The sequence below is a fragment of the Segatella copri genome (assembly GCF_949820605.1).
Lineage (GTDB): Bacteria > Bacteroidota > Bacteroidia > Bacteroidales > Bacteroidaceae > Prevotella.
In genome coordinates, this window is the sequence record NZ_CATKVU010000006.1 from 514218 (window position 1) to 528932 (window position 14715).

The following is a 14715-nucleotide window of genomic DNA, read 5'->3' on the forward strand; positions in this document are numbered from 1 at the left end:
GTTAAACCGATTTTAACATTCCGGCTTTCGTAGTTAAACAAAAAAAGTCGTAGAGTTGCGGGGAAGAAAACTATATTTTGTAAAATGTTTCTCTGTGTGTTTTGAGCAAGAAAACAATGAGATGCTATAAAAAAGCCATTTCTTCTGACTACTTCCTTTTTACCCAGAAAGCGTTACAGTGTGACAGTTGTGACAGTTGTGACAGTTTTCAGCGCCTACCCCCTCCTTCCCTTTCTTTAGAGGTAAATTATTATATATATAATAATTTAAATATATATACTTATAATTTAATAGCTGCAAACTCGCAATATACCCCCTCCGCTGAAAACTGTCACAACTGTCACAACTGTCACACGGTAACGCCTTAGATCTTTACTTTTCTATATCTCTTAAAGTGCCAGACTTCTGATATTTGTAAAACATTTTTCTTCACTCCGTATAGGTTGTCCTACATGGAGTGGAGAATTTCGTATCGTGTGGAGTATCTTCTATGTCATAACCAGATCCAGGTCTTTTGTGAGTTTTTTCATCGCAGGGTTCTTCTCCATAAGAAGTTCCAGAACTTCATTCTTGGTAAGAACCTTGCCTACCTCTTCCTGGTCGGCAAGGCGGTAGCTGATGCTCAGTTCGCTGTTGTGAAGACCTAAGACGAAAGTCTTGAGAATGCGGTTCTTGATGTTCAAAACGTCGTCTAGCAAGAGCTGGTTGTTGATGATAACCTCTATCTGCGGATAGTTGGTTATCTTCGGTACAATACTCTTCATGCGGTTGGCTAAGCCTATGAAATCCAGCTTGTTCTGCATTCTCATGCACATACTGAACCATGTTGCTTCCACCTGCTCCTGGGTGAACTCGTTCTGGTCGCCCGTGATGGTCGCTTTTTCCTCATTGGCATCATCATACGGACTGTGCAGGCGGCGCTGGTTCTCCTCCTTCTTCTTCAGGTTAGAGAAAGTCATGCCTATGCCGCCCAGCTTGATATTCTTGAGTCGTGGCTTGTGAGGCGATGCAGCATCAATAGCAGCTCCGGCAGCGGCTGAGTCTTCTGGAGAGGCAGATGCGGCTGCGGTGGCAGATGCAGAATAAGATGCAGCATTGGAGGCTGCAGAAGCGGCTGTCGGTGCCCCTGACGAAGGCACGGCAGTAGCTGTAGCAGCAGACGCTCCCGGCTGTGATGACCGGTTTTCGCTGCTGCCGGAAGGCTCAGAACCTGCACCCTGAGAGGCAAGCTTAGACTGAGCCAGGAGTTTCTGAAACAGGGATTTTAATCTATTGGGCGTACGCCCCGCACTAGGCACATCCTGATCCTCGGGCTGCGTAATCTGGCCTATCTGTATCAGGGTGAGCTCTACCAGTAATCGCTTGTTGCTGCTGGCGCGGTAATGGATATCGCACTGGTTCATCAGTTCCAGCGCCTTATATAAGAAAGGTGTAGGTGCCTTCTGGGCTTGAGCCTGGAACTTGGCTTTCTGGTCGTCGCTGGTCTCGAGCAGAGGCAGGGTCTGAGGGTCCTTCGCCATCATCACATTGCGCACGTGCTGGGCAAGCCCCTGTATCATGTTGCCACCATCGAAACCGCGGTTCAGAATGCCGTCGAGTGTTACCATCATCTCGGCTACCTTGTTCTCCAGAGCCAGGTCTACCAGCCGGAAATAGTTGTCGCTGTCGAGCACGTTCAGGTCCTCGATTACCTTCTGGTAAGTGATGTTGCCCATGCAGAAACTGGCAGCCTGGTCGAAGATAGAGAGGGCATCGCGCATACCTCCGTCTGCCTTTTCGGCTATCACGGCGAGCGCCTGCTCTTCATATTGTATGCCTTCCTTCTCAGCCACCATCTTCAGGTGGTTGATGGTATTGGCTACCGTCATTCGCTCGAAGTCGTAAATCTGGCATCGGCTCAGGATGGTAGGCAGAATCTTATGCTTCTCGGTAGTGGCGAGGATGAAGATGACATGCTGAGGTGGCTCTTCCAGCGTCTTGAGAAAGGCGTTGAAGGCGGCTGTAGAGAGCATGTGGACCTCATCGATGATAAACACCTTATACTTGCCCACCTGAGGCGGGATGCGGGTCTGCTCCATCAGAACCTTAATCTGGTCAACACCGTTGTTGCTGGCGGCATCCAGCTCGAAAATGTTGTAGGAACGCTGCTCATTGAAGGCACGGCAGCTCTCACATTCGTTGCATGCCTCGCCGTCTTCACGAGGATGCTCGCAGTTGATTGCCTTCGCAAAAATGCGGGCACAAGTGGTTTTTCCCACACCTCTCGGACCGCAGAAAAGATAGGCGTGCGCCAGCTTGCCGCTCTTCACTGCATTCTTCAAAGTGGTGGTCAATGCACTCTGTCCGACAACCGAATCGAAGGTCATCGGACGGTACTTTCTTGCAGAAACTATATACTCTTCCATTATTTTTTCTTAATTGATGATGCAAAGATAACAAAAAAATATTATCTTTGCAAACAAATTCGGAAGAAATGAGTAAAAAACTTGGTATTATATGGAATTATCTCGCTCATTATAAGTATCTTATAGTGATTGTGGCGGGTGTTCTGGTAGTTGGTGTAGTTGATGACAACAGTGTAAGACAGCACATTAAGTACCAGATAGAAATAGCTACGCTCCGTTCGGAGATAGAAAAGTATCGTGAGCAGTATGAAAACGACAAGCATACCCTGCGCGATATGCAGCATGGTGCGCGGGCATTTGAGAAGATAGCCCGCCAGTGTTATTTCATGAAGGCTGATGATGAAGACATCTTTGTATTGAGTTCGGATATTCCGGAAAAAACTAACGAACAAGACGAAAATGAAACAATTGAGTAAACTGGAAAGTGTTATTTTCTTGCTGGGCGGCGTGCTGATGGTTGTCGGTGCGGCTTGCTTCGCATTTGGTTTTTCACATCCGCAGCTGGTGCAGGTAACGAGCTGGGGGTTCCTGCTGGGCACCATACTCTTCAGTGTAATGCAGGCGATGCAGGTCTATGAGGGACCTTCGTTGGTTATCCACCGCCTGAAGCGGATGCAGTATGTAGCAGACATCTTCTTCGTGCTCTCAGGCATCTCGATGGTAGATACGGTGTATGCTTTCCTGCGCCGCTGGTTTGAGAATTATGAGACCTATATCACCTATTTCTATAATAAGTGGGTAGTCTTCCTCCTCGTCGCAGCCCTGCTGGAACTGTATACCACGCATCGCATCTCTCATGAACTGAAGAAGGAAAACAATCAGTAATATAGAAAGGACGAGAAAAAAGCTTTCGGTGGGCAATAGGAGTGCAAACAAAACATAAATCTTGTAAGAATGAATTAAATTGCTGCAATTTATTTCGTCAGTTCAAATTAAGATTGTACTTTTGTTCACCGAAAGTGATATAGATAGCTTATGAATAGAATTTTTTACGCATTCATTGTCTTGATGGCACTTGCATCTTGTGCCAACAGTTACGATATCTCGGGTACTTCTAACGTAAGTACTCTGGACGGACGCATGCTGTACCTTAAGATACTGGAAAACAACGATTTCAAGAACGTGGATTCTTGCGATGTAGTGCACGGACAGTTCCATTTTCAGGGTTCTGTCGACTCTATGAAGATGGCGAATATCTTCATGGATGATGACCCTGTGCTGCCGCTGGTGCTGGAGAGTGGAAGCATTACGGTGAAGCTCGATGATACACAGCAGGTGGTAAGCGGTACTCCTATGAACGATAAACTCTTCGGATTCTTCAGGAAATACCAGCAGATTCAGAATCAGTTGCGCGAACTGGTACACAAGCACGACCAGGCTATCATGAATGGTAGCGATATGGCGGCTGTCAACAAGCATCTGAACGAGGAATCCATCCGCCTCTCTGAGCAGGAAGACAAGCTCATCACTTCGTTTGTTACCGACAACTTCAACAATGTGCTGGGACCGGGCGTCTTCTTTCTCGTTACAATGGGCAACCAGTATCCGATGCTCTCTCCTTGGATTGAGGATATCATGAGCAAGGCTACCGACTATTTCAAGAATGATCCTTATGTAAAGGACTATTATAAAAAAGCTCAAGAAAATCAGGAGATTATGAATGGTACCCGAGATGCGCAGAGCGGCATGCAGCCAGAGATGGAAGCGGCTCCACAGGTAAATCCTGATGCGGCTCCGGCACCTACAGCCAACGAACTGGCTGCGCCTACGATTCCTGAAAAACAGGAAGGTCAGAAGTAGAAACAGGGCTCTTTCAAGGTCTTGGGCATTAACATCTTGTAAAACTCTTCATTTTATAAGTTTAGTAATATGAAATTAATCAAGAATGGAACCATTATAAATGAGGGTCGCTCTTTTGTGGGCGACCTCTTGTTGGATGGTAAATTTATCAAGGAAATATATGAAGGCGAGGCACCCCGTGGCAATTACGATGAAGTTATCGATGCCTCGGGGTGTTTTGTTTTGCCGGGTGTGATTGATGATCATGTTCACTTCCGTGAGCCGGGACTTACGCAGAAGGCTGACATCGAGAGCGAAAGCCGCGCTGCTGCCTTTGGTGGTGTGACCAGTTATTTTGAGATGCCTAACACGGTACCTCAGACTACCACTCTGGAGGCCTGGCAGGCAAAGCGGCAGCTGGGCGCAGAGAAGAGTCATGTAAACTACAGTTTCTTCTTTGGTGCTACCAATGACAATGTAAATGATTTTGAGCAGCTCGATACGCATCATGTTCCGGGCATCAAGCTCTTTATGGGCTCCAGTACGGGCAATATGCTGGTGGATAAATATGAGGCGCTGCAGGCTATCTTCAAGAAGGCGAAAGAGCTGGATTTGCCGGTGATGACCCACTGTGAGGATACCGAAATCATCAACCGCAACATGCAGCTGGCTAAGCAGAAATGGGGTGAGGACCCTGCCGTAGAACATCATCCGGAAATACGCAGCGAGGAGGCTTGCTATGAAAGCAGCCGTCTGGCGGTGCAGCTGGCTAAGGAAAGCGGGGCGCATCTCCATATCGCTCACGTTACTACGGCTAAGGAATTGGAGTTCTTTGGTAAGGATGAAAATATTACAGGCGAGGCTGTTGTGGCTCATCTTATGTTCTCGGATAAAGATTACGCTGTGAAGGGCGCACGCATCAAATGCAACCCTGCAGTAAAGACCGCTGCTGACCGTGAAGCTTTGCGTAAGGCGCTGAATAATGGTAAGATAACTGTAGTAGGTACCGATCATGCTCCTCATCAGTTGAAGGATAAACAGGGCGGTTGTGCCAAGGCTGCATCAGGTATGCCAATGGTACAGTTCTCGCTGGTAAGCATGCTGAAACTTGTTGACGAAAAGGTAATCAGTATCGAGCGCCTGGTTGAACTGATGTGCCATAATCCAGCCCGTCTGTTCCATATCAGTCAGCGCGGCTTCCTGCGTCCGGGTTATAAGGCAGATGTCGTTGTGGTGCGCAAGGGAGAGCCTTGGAAGGTGACCGCAGAGGTGATTCAGAGCAAGTGTAAATGGAGCCCTGTAGAGGGTGATGAGTTTGCATGGAAAGTGGAACAGACTTTCTGTAACGGTAGTCTTATCTATAACAAAGGTGTGTTTGATGCCGCTTGCAGAGGAGAGGAACTGGAGTTCAGAAACAATTCCTGAAAAAGGGAAATCTTACGGAGATTGTAAAATAAAATATCGTATCGGATGCGAAGAATAGTATACAATATAAGCGAAATTGAGCCATATATCAACTGGCTATACTTTTATCATGCCTGGGGATTGAGCGGCAAACCTCGAGAGGAAAAGGAAAAACTGAAGGTTGAGGCGCTCGATATGCTCCATTCATGGGAAGGCGAATATCATACCTATGCCGTCTTCGGACTCTTCGAGGCGAACAGCGAGGGGGATGATATCTGGCTGGAAGGGCAGAAAGTCCGCTTCCCGATGCTCCGTCAGCAGCATCCGGCGGCTCAGGGAGAACCCAATCTCTGTCTGGCTGATTTCATCCGTCCTCTGGGCAGTGGAATAACAGACCGGCTGGGTATCTTCTGCACGACGGTAGATGGCGGTCTAGAGAAGAAATATCGCTCTGACGACTACCTCAATATGATGGCACAGACACTCTGCGACCGGTTGGCTGAAGCCACGGCAGAGAAGTTGCACGAAGAGGTGAGACGCAGCATCTGGGGCTATGCTCCCGACGAGCAGCTGAGCATCGAAGACCAGCATCTGGAGCGCTATCAGGGCATCCGTCCGGCTATAGGATATCCTTCGCTGCCCGATACCAGTGCCAACTTCATCATCGACCAGCTCATCGATATGAGTCAGGTGGGCATCCGACTCACCACAAGCGGAATGATGACGCCTCATGCCAGTGTCTCGGGGCTGATGTTTGCACATCCCAAGTCGCGGTATTTCGAACTGGGACGGATAGGAGACGACCAGCTTCGCGACTATGCACAGCGCAGAGGAGTGCCCGTGCAGGCAATGAAAATGTATCTTCAATCAAGTTTGATCAAGAAATGATAGCAAGAATATTGATACCCGTAGTGGTATTCACCCTGTTGCCGTATCTGTGGATATATAAAAGGTATGGCAAGTTACGGCTGAAGAGTCTCTGGCAGAGGGTGCTCTTCTGGTTGCCGGCTTTTGTGGTTATCGCCTACAGCGCGTATATCACGATGCTGCCCAACTTCCTGCCACGCAATCCGGTGCTCATCGACATCTGGTTTGTGATGATGGCAGTATGTGCAGTTCCGCAGTTTGTCTTCAGCCTGTTCTGTGTCTTCGGTTGGTGCTGTATGCGGCTCCTTCACGGCCATCGCAACTGGGGTAAGCTCCTCGGACTGGTAGTGGGAGCGGTGGCGTTCTTCTGCTTTATCTACGGATTTACCGAAGGTTTTCCTAAGATGCAAGTCAAGCGTATCACCATCTATGTACCTAATCTGCCGAAGTCTTTCGAGGGCTATCGTATCGTTCAGTTCAGCGACATCCATCTCGGGTCATACTATGGCTGGCGTGGTCATCTGCCTCAGCGCGATATCGACAGCATTAATGCTGAAAAACCTGATCTGATTTGCTTTACGGGTGATTTACAGAATGTTACGCCCGATGAACTGCCTGAGTATCAGGCGCTGCTCAGCAGTCTGAAAGCCAGAGACGGCGTGATGAGTGTGCTGGGCAATCACGATTACACCTATTATATGGATGTAGATGATGAGCAGGAGATAGCTGCATTAGAGAAGCGGATGCAGGACTTCCAGCGGAGTTGCGGATGGCACCTGCTGATGAATGAACATGTGGCGGTGCATAGAGGTGCTGACAGCATCTATGTAGCTGGTACAGAGAACTATGACAAGCCAAAGCGAACCAACGTAAGGAAGGCGCTGTATGGCATCAGACCGGGCTCTTTCGTGCTGATGCTGCAGCATATTCCGAAGCAATGGCGCGAGACCTGGCCTTCTACTATTAATAAGGAGAAGGATAAGGATGGCGATGTGATAGGACCTGACAGGAAGGATTCGCTGGTCGTAGCACCGCAGCTTACGCTGAGTGGTCATACGCATGCGGGGCAGATCAGTATCCTGGGCTTGCGTCCGTCGATGTTCACTCCTTATGATTATGGCCTTTTCGAAGAGGAAGGTTGCCAGCTCTATACCACATCGGGTCTGGGCGGTACCGTTCCAATCCGCATAGGGGCTACGGCAGAAATCGTGGTCATCACACTCAAAAGAAAATGAGGAGTGTTGAGTGTTAAATGTTAAATGTTGAGTGTTAAATTATTCATTCTTAATAAAAAATGAAGTACTTATATCGTCTGTATCAACTTGTTATATGCTTGCCTATCCTCTTGTTGGCTAGCGTTTTAACCAGTTTAACTACTGTTTTGGGATGTATGCTGGGCAATGGCCATTTCTGGGGCTATTATCCTGGTAAGTATTGGTCCTGGCTTTGGGTCCGCATCCTCTTTCTGCCTGTAAAGGTGGAGGGACGTGAGCATCTCAAGAAGAACCAGAGTTATGTTTTCGTGGCCAATCATCAGGGTGCTTTTGATATCTTCCTGATATACGGTTTTCTGGGCAGAAACTTCAAGTGGATGATGAAGAAGGGCTTGCGCAAAGTGCCTCTCATCGGTATCGCCTGTGAGTATGCGCACCACATCTTTGTAGACAAGAGCGGACCTTCGAAGATCCGCGCTTCTTATGACCGTGCTCGCGAGGTGCTCAAAGAGGGCATGTCGCTGGTGGTATTCCCAGAGGGCGCCCGTTCGTTTACGGGACACATGGGTGTGTTCCGTCGTGGTGCTTTCATGCTTGCCGATGAACTGCAGTTGCCGGTATGTCCGCTTACCATCAATGGCAGTTTTGATGTGAAGCCTCGCATGAAGGATATCTACTGGGCTTTCTGGCATCCTCTGAAGCTCACCATTCATGAGCCTATCGAGCCGATAGGCAAGGGAGCTGACAATATCAAGAACCAGATGAACAAGAGCTATGAGGCGATCATGAACGGACTTGACAAGAAATATCAGGGTTTTGTAGAGAATCCAGACCAATAATTTCGGGTTTTCGCTTGTTATTTCAAAAATAAGTTGTAATTTTGCATCTGTATTACATTATATAGAATCAGAATCATTAAAATTATAAGAAGTTATGAGTGATAGCATAGTAATCATTCCTACATATAATGAGAAGGAAAACATCGAGAAAATCATCCGTGCTGTCTTCGGTCTCGAAAAGCAGTTTGATATCCTCGTTATCGATGACGGAAGTCCTGACGGTACTGCTGCCATTGTCAAGGGCTTGATGGCTAATGAGTTTGCCGGTCGTCTGCATATCCTGGAGCGTTCGGGTAAACTCGGTTTAGGTACAGCCTATATCATGGGCTTCAAATGGTCATTGAAGCAGGGCTATGACTTCATCTTCGAGATGGATGCCGACTTCAGTCATGATCCTAATGATTTGCCTCGTCTCTATGCGGCAACTCACGATGAGGGGTATGATGTGGCTGTAGGCTCAAGATATATTTCGGGTGTGAACGTAGTCAACTGGCCTATCGGACGCGTATTGATGAGCTATTTCGCTTCTAAATACGTACGTATCGTAACCGGATTTAAGGTGAATGATACCACAGCAGGATTCGTCTGCTACCGACGTAAGGTATTGGAAACTATAGATTTGGATGCTATCCGCTTCAAGGGCTATGCTTTCCAGATAGAGATGAAATATACGGCTCATCGAATAGGTTTCAAGATCAAGGAGGTGCCTGTCATCTTTGTTAACCGTCGTGAAGGTGTGAGCAAGATGAGTGGTGGCATCTTTGGTGAGGCTTTCTTTGGCGTGATGCGACTGCGCCTGGATGGCTGGTTCAAAAAATATCCGAAGAAGGATTAATACTCAGTAATCACTACTCAGTAATCAGTAATCACTAATCAGTACTTGGATGGAAATCCAAAAGATAGAAAAAACATACGGGCGTTCGCCACAGGCGGATGCCCTCTTTGATTTGATGGGGAAGAAGTCGGTTCATTCCATTTTTCTCCAGGGTTTGCTGTGCTCTTCGGCTCCGATGTTCTTTGCTTCTCTGCAGGGGAAGATGAGGCGTTCGGTACTCTTCGTACTGGATGATGCTGATGAAGCAGGCTATTTTTATCACGATTTCACTCAGATGATGGGGCAGGAGAAGGTCTTCTTCTTTCCTTCCAGCTATCGGCGTGCCGTGAAATACGGGCAGCGTGATGCAGCGAACGAAATCCTACGTACAGAGGTGCTGGCGCGCCTCTCTTCGGGAGGACATTTCCTGGTAGTCACTTATCCCGATGCACTGGCAGAACTCGTTGTGGCTAAGCAGAATCTGGATGAACGGATTCTGAAACTGACTGTAGGTCAGCAGATTGCTCAGACCGATGTGGTTCATACCTTGCGCGATTTCGAACTCAAAGAAACCGATTATGTTTATGAACCGGGCCAGTTTGCCGTGCGTGGAAGCATCCTCGATGTCTATTCCTACAGCTGCGAATATCCGTTCCGTATCGACTTCTTCGGCGATGAGATTGACACCATCCGTACCTTTGATGTTGAGACCCAGCTCTCGCAGGCGAAGCGCACAGAGATAGAAATCGTGCCCGAACTCGCCCATATCGAGAGCAACAAGCAGTGTTTCCTCAATTTCCTCTCCGAAAGTACGCCAGTCGTTGCGAAAGACCTTTCTTTCGTTTGCGACCGCATCGCTCAGATCTATACCGAAGGCTTCTCATCGCAGAGCCTTACCGAGCAGCTGGAGGGAGCTACTGAGGTAGAGGCTGAGCGCATCAGGCGTGACATGAAGACCGAGTTCAACCTCGTTTCTCCGCTCGATTTCAAGAAGGCAGTAGCGGCTCATCTCCGTATCGAGTTCGGCAAGGTTGCTCCGTCAGAGAGTTCGGCTGTGATACCTTTTAATATCGCTCCACAGCCTCTTTTCCATAAGAATTTCAATTTGCTTTGTCAGACTCTGGAGGATTTCCTGCTCCAGGGTTACACCTTATATATATTGGCAGATAGCCAGAAGCAGCAACAGCGCCTGAAGGATATCTTTGAAAGCGAAGAGCTGAAGCGCTACGCCATCCGTTTTACACCGGTAGACAAGACGCTTCATGAAGGCTTTACTGACCATGACAAGAAGTGCTGTTTCTTTACCGATCATCAGATTTTTGACCGTTTTCATAAATATAACCTGCGCTCAGATAAAGCGAGAGCCGGCAAGATGGCACTCACCATGAAGGAACTGCAGGAGATGGAAGTGGGAGATTTTATCGTGCATGTAGACTTCGGTATCGGCAAGTTCGGCGGTCTGGTTAGGGTTCCTACGGGCAACAGCTATCAGGAAATGATCCGCATCGTCTATACGAACAATGACAAGGTGGATGTTTCTATCCACTCGCTTTATAAAATCAGCAAATATCGCCGCAGCGATACCGGTACTCCGCCTCGCCTGTCTACACTGGGTACAGGTGCCTGGGACAAACTCAAGGACAAAGCTAAGAAGCGAATCAAGGACATTGCGCGCGACCTGATCAAACTCTATGCCCAGCGCCGACGGGAGAAGGGATTCGCCTTCAGTGCCGACAATTATCTGCAGCATACGCTGGAGGCTTCCTTCCTGTATGAAGATACGCCAGACCAGAATAAGGCTACTCAGGAGGTGAAGAAGGATATGGAGAGCGGCAGACCGATGGACCGTCTGGTTTGTGGCGATGTGGGCTTCGGCAAGACTGAGGTTGCCATCCGTGCAGCCTTCAAGGCAGCGTGCGACAGCAAGCAGGTTGCGGTGCTGGTGCCTACTACCGTTCTGGCTTTCCAGCACTATCAGACTTTCAAAAAGCGTCTGGAAGGCATGCCTGTAAGGGTAGACTATCTCAGTAGAGCCCGTACTACGAAGGAAACCAGAGAGGTGCTTGACGCCCTGAAAGAGGGTAAGATTGATATCCTCATAGGTACGCATAAGCTGATATCAAAGACCGTGAAATGGCATGACCTGGGACTGCTCATCATCGATGAAGAGCAGAAGTTCGGTGTGTCTACCAAAGAGAAACTCCGTCAGCTCAAGGTAAATGTCGATACACTCACGATGAGTGCCACTCCGATTCCGCGAACCCTCCAGTTCTCTCTGATGGGCGCCCGGGATATGAGTATCATGCGCACTCCGCCACCTAACCGTTATCCGATTCATACCGAACTGGTAACGTTTAGTCGTGAAGTTATCTGCGATGCCATCAATTTCGAGATGAGCCGAAACGGACAGGTTTATTTCGTATGCGACAGAATATCCAAGCTTCCGGAGCTCAAGATGCTCATCGAGAAGCATATCCCAGACTGTAGGGTAGCAATCGGTCACGGACAGATGAAGCCAGAGGATTTGGAGAAAATCATCATGGGCTTTATCAATTACGATTATGATGTACTGCTTTCTACCACTATTGTAGAGAACGGTATCGACATTTCCAATGCCAATACGATTATCGTGAGCGATGCTCATCACTTCGGATTGAGTGACCTGCATCAGATGCGTGGACGCGTAGGAAGAAGCAACAAGAAGGCTTTCTGCTATCTGATGGCGCCACCTAAGAGTGTACTTACTCCTGAGGCGCGTCGCCGTCTGGAGGCGCTGGAGACGTTCAGCGAACTGGGTAGCGGCTTCAATCTTGCCATGCAGGACCTGGATATCCGCGGTGCGGGTAATCTGCTGGGCTCTGAGCAGAGCGGTTTTATGGAAGATCTGGGTTATGAAACCTACCAGAAGATTCTCTCTCAGGCTGTCACAGAGTTGAAAAACGAGGAGTTCTGTGATCTTTATCAGGAGAAGATGGATGAAGGTGCCCAGCTTACGGGTGATGATTTCGTTGACGATTGTGGCATAGAGAGCGATCTGGAGATGTATTTTCCTCAGACTTATGTGCCGGGCGACAGCGAGCGCATGCTCCTTTATCGTGAACTGGACCGTCTGGAGAGTGATGAGGAAGTAGAGGCTTACCGCAAGCGTATGATAGACCGTTTTGGTCCTGTGCCTCACGAAGCAGACGAACTGATGCATGTGGTAGGTCTGCGTAGGGTAGGCAAGAAGCTAGGTTGCGAGAAGATTATTCTCAAGCAGGGCTATATGCAGATGCAGTTTGTGAGCAATGTAAACAGTCCGTTCTACAGAAGTCAGATGTTTAACCGCATACTCGCTTACGTTACCAGTCATATTCAAGATTGTGTTCTGAAGGAAAAATTCAACAAGCGAATGCTTCGCATCAATGATGTGAAGACAGTAGGGCAGGCTGTAAATCTGTTGAATCAGATATCGCAGATAGATTTAGGTAATGAAACAGATGACTGATTTAAACTGAAAGAAAATAAATAAGACCACATGCGTTAATATTTGATTCAGTTTAATACATAAAAAAACATTGGAATCTCAATACCCCTATTGAGCTCCAATGTTTTATTTTTTTGTATAAGTAAAAGATGATGATAAGCGTTTCACAACGCATGTTGAATTTTTCTGATGCAAAGATACTATTTCCTGTTATAATAGTGGGGTAATATTTGATATTTTAGGTGTAATATTTGGTTGAAATCTTAGAAACCACACTGAATGCATACGTTCGTAACGAATAATACCTGTAGAATTAACTGATTGGTTGGACAAAAATATAAAAAATAGTGGAAAATCAGATAAAAAGTTTTTTATTTCATTTTTTATTTGTACCTTTGTTCAGGCATACAACAATTTTAAACATATATATATAAACATGAGACAGAAAAAGTACATCTTAAGCGAGCAGGAACTTCCTACTCTGTGGTACAACATTCAGGCAGATATGCCTAACAAGCCATTGCCACCGTTGAACCCTCAGACACACCAGCCAATGAATGCTGATGATTTGTCACACGTATTTAATAAGGAGTGCTCAAAGCAGGAACTTGATACAGAGCACGCTTGGATTGATATTCCGGAAGATGTGCTGGAGAAGTACACCTTCTACCGTTCAACCCCTCTTGTACGTGCTTACGCCCTTGAGGAGGCACTCGGTACTCCGGCGCATATTTATTTCAAGAATGAGAGTATCAATCCGTTAGGCTCTCATAAAATCAATTCAGCCATTCCTCAGTGCTACTACTGTAAGCAGGAGGGTGATACCAATGTCACTACAGAGACTGGTGCAGGCCAGTGGGGTGCAGCCCTCTCTTATGCAGCAAAACTCTACGGCCTGGAGGCAGCAGTTTATCAGGTAAAGATTACCATGCAGCAGAAACCATACCGTTCCAGTATCATGCGTACGTTTGGAGCCACTGTAGAGGGTTCTCCTTCCATGAGTACACGCGCAGGTAAGAACATTATCACACGTGATCCTCATCATCCTGGTTCGCTCGGTACTGCCATCAGTGAGGCTGTTGAGCTGGCTACAACCACACCGGGCTGTAAGTATACGCTGGGTTCTGTGCTCAATCATGTGGCACTTCACCAGACCGTCATCGGTCTAGAGGCAGAGAAGCAGATGGCGATGGCAGGTGAGTATCCTGATCAGGTGATTGCTTGTTTCGGTGGTGGTAGTAACTTTGGTGGTATTGCCTTCCCATTCCTCCGTCACAACTTCACAGGCGAGCGCCATACTGAGTTTATAGCTGCAGAGCCGGAGAGCTGTCCTAAGCTGACTCGCGGTAAGTTCGAGTATGATTTCGGTGATGAGGCAGGTTACACTCCATTGCTGCCAATGTTTACTCTAGGTCATGATTTCAAGCCTGCCAACATTCATGCAGGTGGTCTCCGTTATCATGGTGCTGGTATGATTATCTCCCAACTTCTGAAGGATGGTTATCTGCATGGTGTAGATATCCCTCAGCTAGAGTCATTCAAGTCAGGTATGCTCTTCGCTCAGACCGAGGGTATCATTCCTGCTCCAGAGAGCTGTCATGCGATTGCAGCCACTATACGTGAGGCTCTGAAGGCTAAGGAAGAGGGCAAGAAGAAGGTTATCCTGTTCTGTCTCTCAGGTCATGGTCTTATCGATATGCCGTCTTACGATAGCTTTATCAATGGCGATTTGCGCGATTATTCTGTGAGTGATGAAGAAATCCAGCACTTCCTCAAGGATGTGCCAAAGGTTGACTAAATTATAGTTAACAGTATATTACAAACAGTTGACAATTATTCTTTGAGATATATTGAAATAACAATTTCACATTATAAAAGAAGCCAGGCTGCGAAAAGCAACCTGGCTTCTTATTTAGAGATTCTATTC

Annotated in this window: 11 protein-coding genes; 10 read left to right on the forward strand and 1 reads right to left on the reverse strand. The window is 47.5% G+C overall.

Going from position 1 to position 14715, the window contains the following annotated elements; genetic code table 11:
* Positions 1–488 precede the first annotated feature (488 nt).
* Positions 489–2405 carry a DNA polymerase III subunit gamma/tau gene (locus tag RCO84_RS03160; protein ID WP_317583854.1) on the reverse strand — a complete coding sequence of 639 codons (1917 nt, stop codon included), beginning with the start codon at positions 2403–2405 and terminating at the stop codon, positions 489–491.
* Between the two features lie 68 nt (positions 2406–2473).
* On the opposite strand from RCO84_RS03160, the gene RCO84_RS03165 reads away from it, so the two are divergent.
* From RCO84_RS03165 to RCO84_RS03210, 10 genes are all read left to right on the forward strand, one after another.
* Positions 2474–2821 (forward strand): FtsB family cell division protein, encoded by a 348-nt coding sequence (locus RCO84_RS03165; RefSeq protein WP_144152047.1) that lies wholly within the window; start codon positions 2474–2476, stop codon positions 2819–2821.
* Positions 2805–3230: a hypothetical protein gene (locus tag RCO84_RS03170; RefSeq protein WP_144152050.1), complete on the forward strand. Its 426-nt coding sequence runs from the start codon at positions 2805–2807 to the stop codon at positions 3228–3230. The genes RCO84_RS03165 and RCO84_RS03170 overlap by 17 nt, the downstream gene beginning before the upstream one ends.
* A 150-nt stretch (positions 3231–3380) precedes the next feature.
* On the forward strand, positions 3381–4205 hold the full coding sequence (locus tag RCO84_RS03175; RefSeq protein ID WP_317576982.1) for a DUF4369 domain-containing protein: 825 nt from the start codon (positions 3381–3383) through the stop codon (positions 4203–4205).
* 69 nt (positions 4206–4274) lie between these two features.
* A complete protein-coding gene (locus RCO84_RS03180; RefSeq protein ID WP_144152058.1) occupies positions 4275–5609 on the forward strand; it encodes a dihydroorotase in 1335 nt (444 codons plus the stop codon).
* 45 nt (positions 5610–5654) lie between these two features.
* Positions 5655–6476 carry a vitamin B12 dependent-methionine synthase activation domain-containing protein gene (locus tag RCO84_RS03185; RefSeq protein WP_317583859.1) on the forward strand — a complete coding sequence of 274 codons (822 nt, stop codon included), beginning with the start codon at positions 5655–5657 and terminating at the stop codon, positions 6474–6476.
* The gene (locus RCO84_RS03190) at positions 6473–7690 is read left to right on the forward strand and encodes a metallophosphoesterase (protein ID WP_317583861.1); all 1218 of its coding nucleotides are present in this window, start codon (positions 6473–6475) and stop codon (positions 7688–7690) included. Before RCO84_RS03185 ends, RCO84_RS03190 begins: the two co-directional genes overlap by 4 nt.
* A 59-nt stretch (positions 7691–7749) precedes the next feature.
* Positions 7750–8508, forward strand: a complete 759-nt coding sequence (locus RCO84_RS03195; RefSeq protein ID WP_264900674.1) for a lysophospholipid acyltransferase family protein — start codon at positions 7750–7752, stop codon at positions 8506–8508.
* A 94-nt stretch (positions 8509–8602) separates the two neighbouring features.
* On the forward strand, positions 8603–9343 hold the full coding sequence (locus tag RCO84_RS03200; RefSeq protein WP_006847253.1) for a polyprenol monophosphomannose synthase: 741 nt from the start codon (positions 8603–8605) through the stop codon (positions 9341–9343).
* 49 nt (positions 9344–9392) lie between these two features.
* The gene (mfd, locus tag RCO84_RS03205; protein WP_317573538.1) at positions 9393–12809 is read left to right on the forward strand and encodes a transcription-repair coupling factor; all 3417 of its coding nucleotides are present in this window, start codon (positions 9393–9395) and stop codon (positions 12807–12809) included.
* Positions 12810–13224: 415 nt separating this feature from the next.
* Positions 13225–14586, forward strand: a complete 1362-nt coding sequence (locus tag RCO84_RS03210; RefSeq protein WP_317583863.1) for a TrpB-like pyridoxal phosphate-dependent enzyme — start codon at positions 13225–13227, stop codon at positions 14584–14586.
* Positions 14587–14715 lie beyond the last annotated feature (129 nt).

Coding starts and splice junctions, on each gene's coding strand:
- RCO84_RS03160 (WP_317583854.1), bottom strand. CDS start 2,405: ATGGAAGAGTATATAGTTTCTGCAAGAAAGTACCGTCCGATGACCTTC.
- RCO84_RS03165 (WP_144152047.1), top strand. CDS start 2,474: ATGAGTAAAAAACTTGGTATTATATGGAATTATCTCGCTCATTATAAG.
- RCO84_RS03170 (WP_144152050.1), top strand. CDS start 2,805: ATGAAACAATTGAGTAAACTGGAAAGTGTTATTTTCTTGCTGGGCGGC.
- RCO84_RS03175 (WP_317576982.1), top strand. CDS start 3,381: ATGAATAGAATTTTTTACGCATTCATTGTCTTGATGGCACTTGCATCT.
- RCO84_RS03180 (WP_144152058.1), top strand. CDS start 4,275: ATGAAATTAATCAAGAATGGAACCATTATAAATGAGGGTCGCTCTTTT.
- RCO84_RS03185 (WP_317583859.1), top strand. CDS start 5,655: ATGCGAAGAATAGTATACAATATAAGCGAAATTGAGCCATATATCAAC.
- RCO84_RS03190 (WP_317583861.1), top strand. CDS start 6,473: ATGATAGCAAGAATATTGATACCCGTAGTGGTATTCACCCTGTTGCCG.
- RCO84_RS03195 (WP_264900674.1), top strand. CDS start 7,750: ATGAAGTACTTATATCGTCTGTATCAACTTGTTATATGCTTGCCTATC.
- RCO84_RS03200 (WP_006847253.1), top strand. CDS start 8,603: ATGAGTGATAGCATAGTAATCATTCCTACATATAATGAGAAGGAAAAC.
- mfd (WP_317573538.1), top strand. CDS start 9,393: ATGGAAATCCAAAAGATAGAAAAAACATACGGGCGTTCGCCACAGGCG.
- RCO84_RS03210 (WP_317583863.1), top strand. CDS start 13,225: ATGAGACAGAAAAAGTACATCTTAAGCGAGCAGGAACTTCCTACTCTG.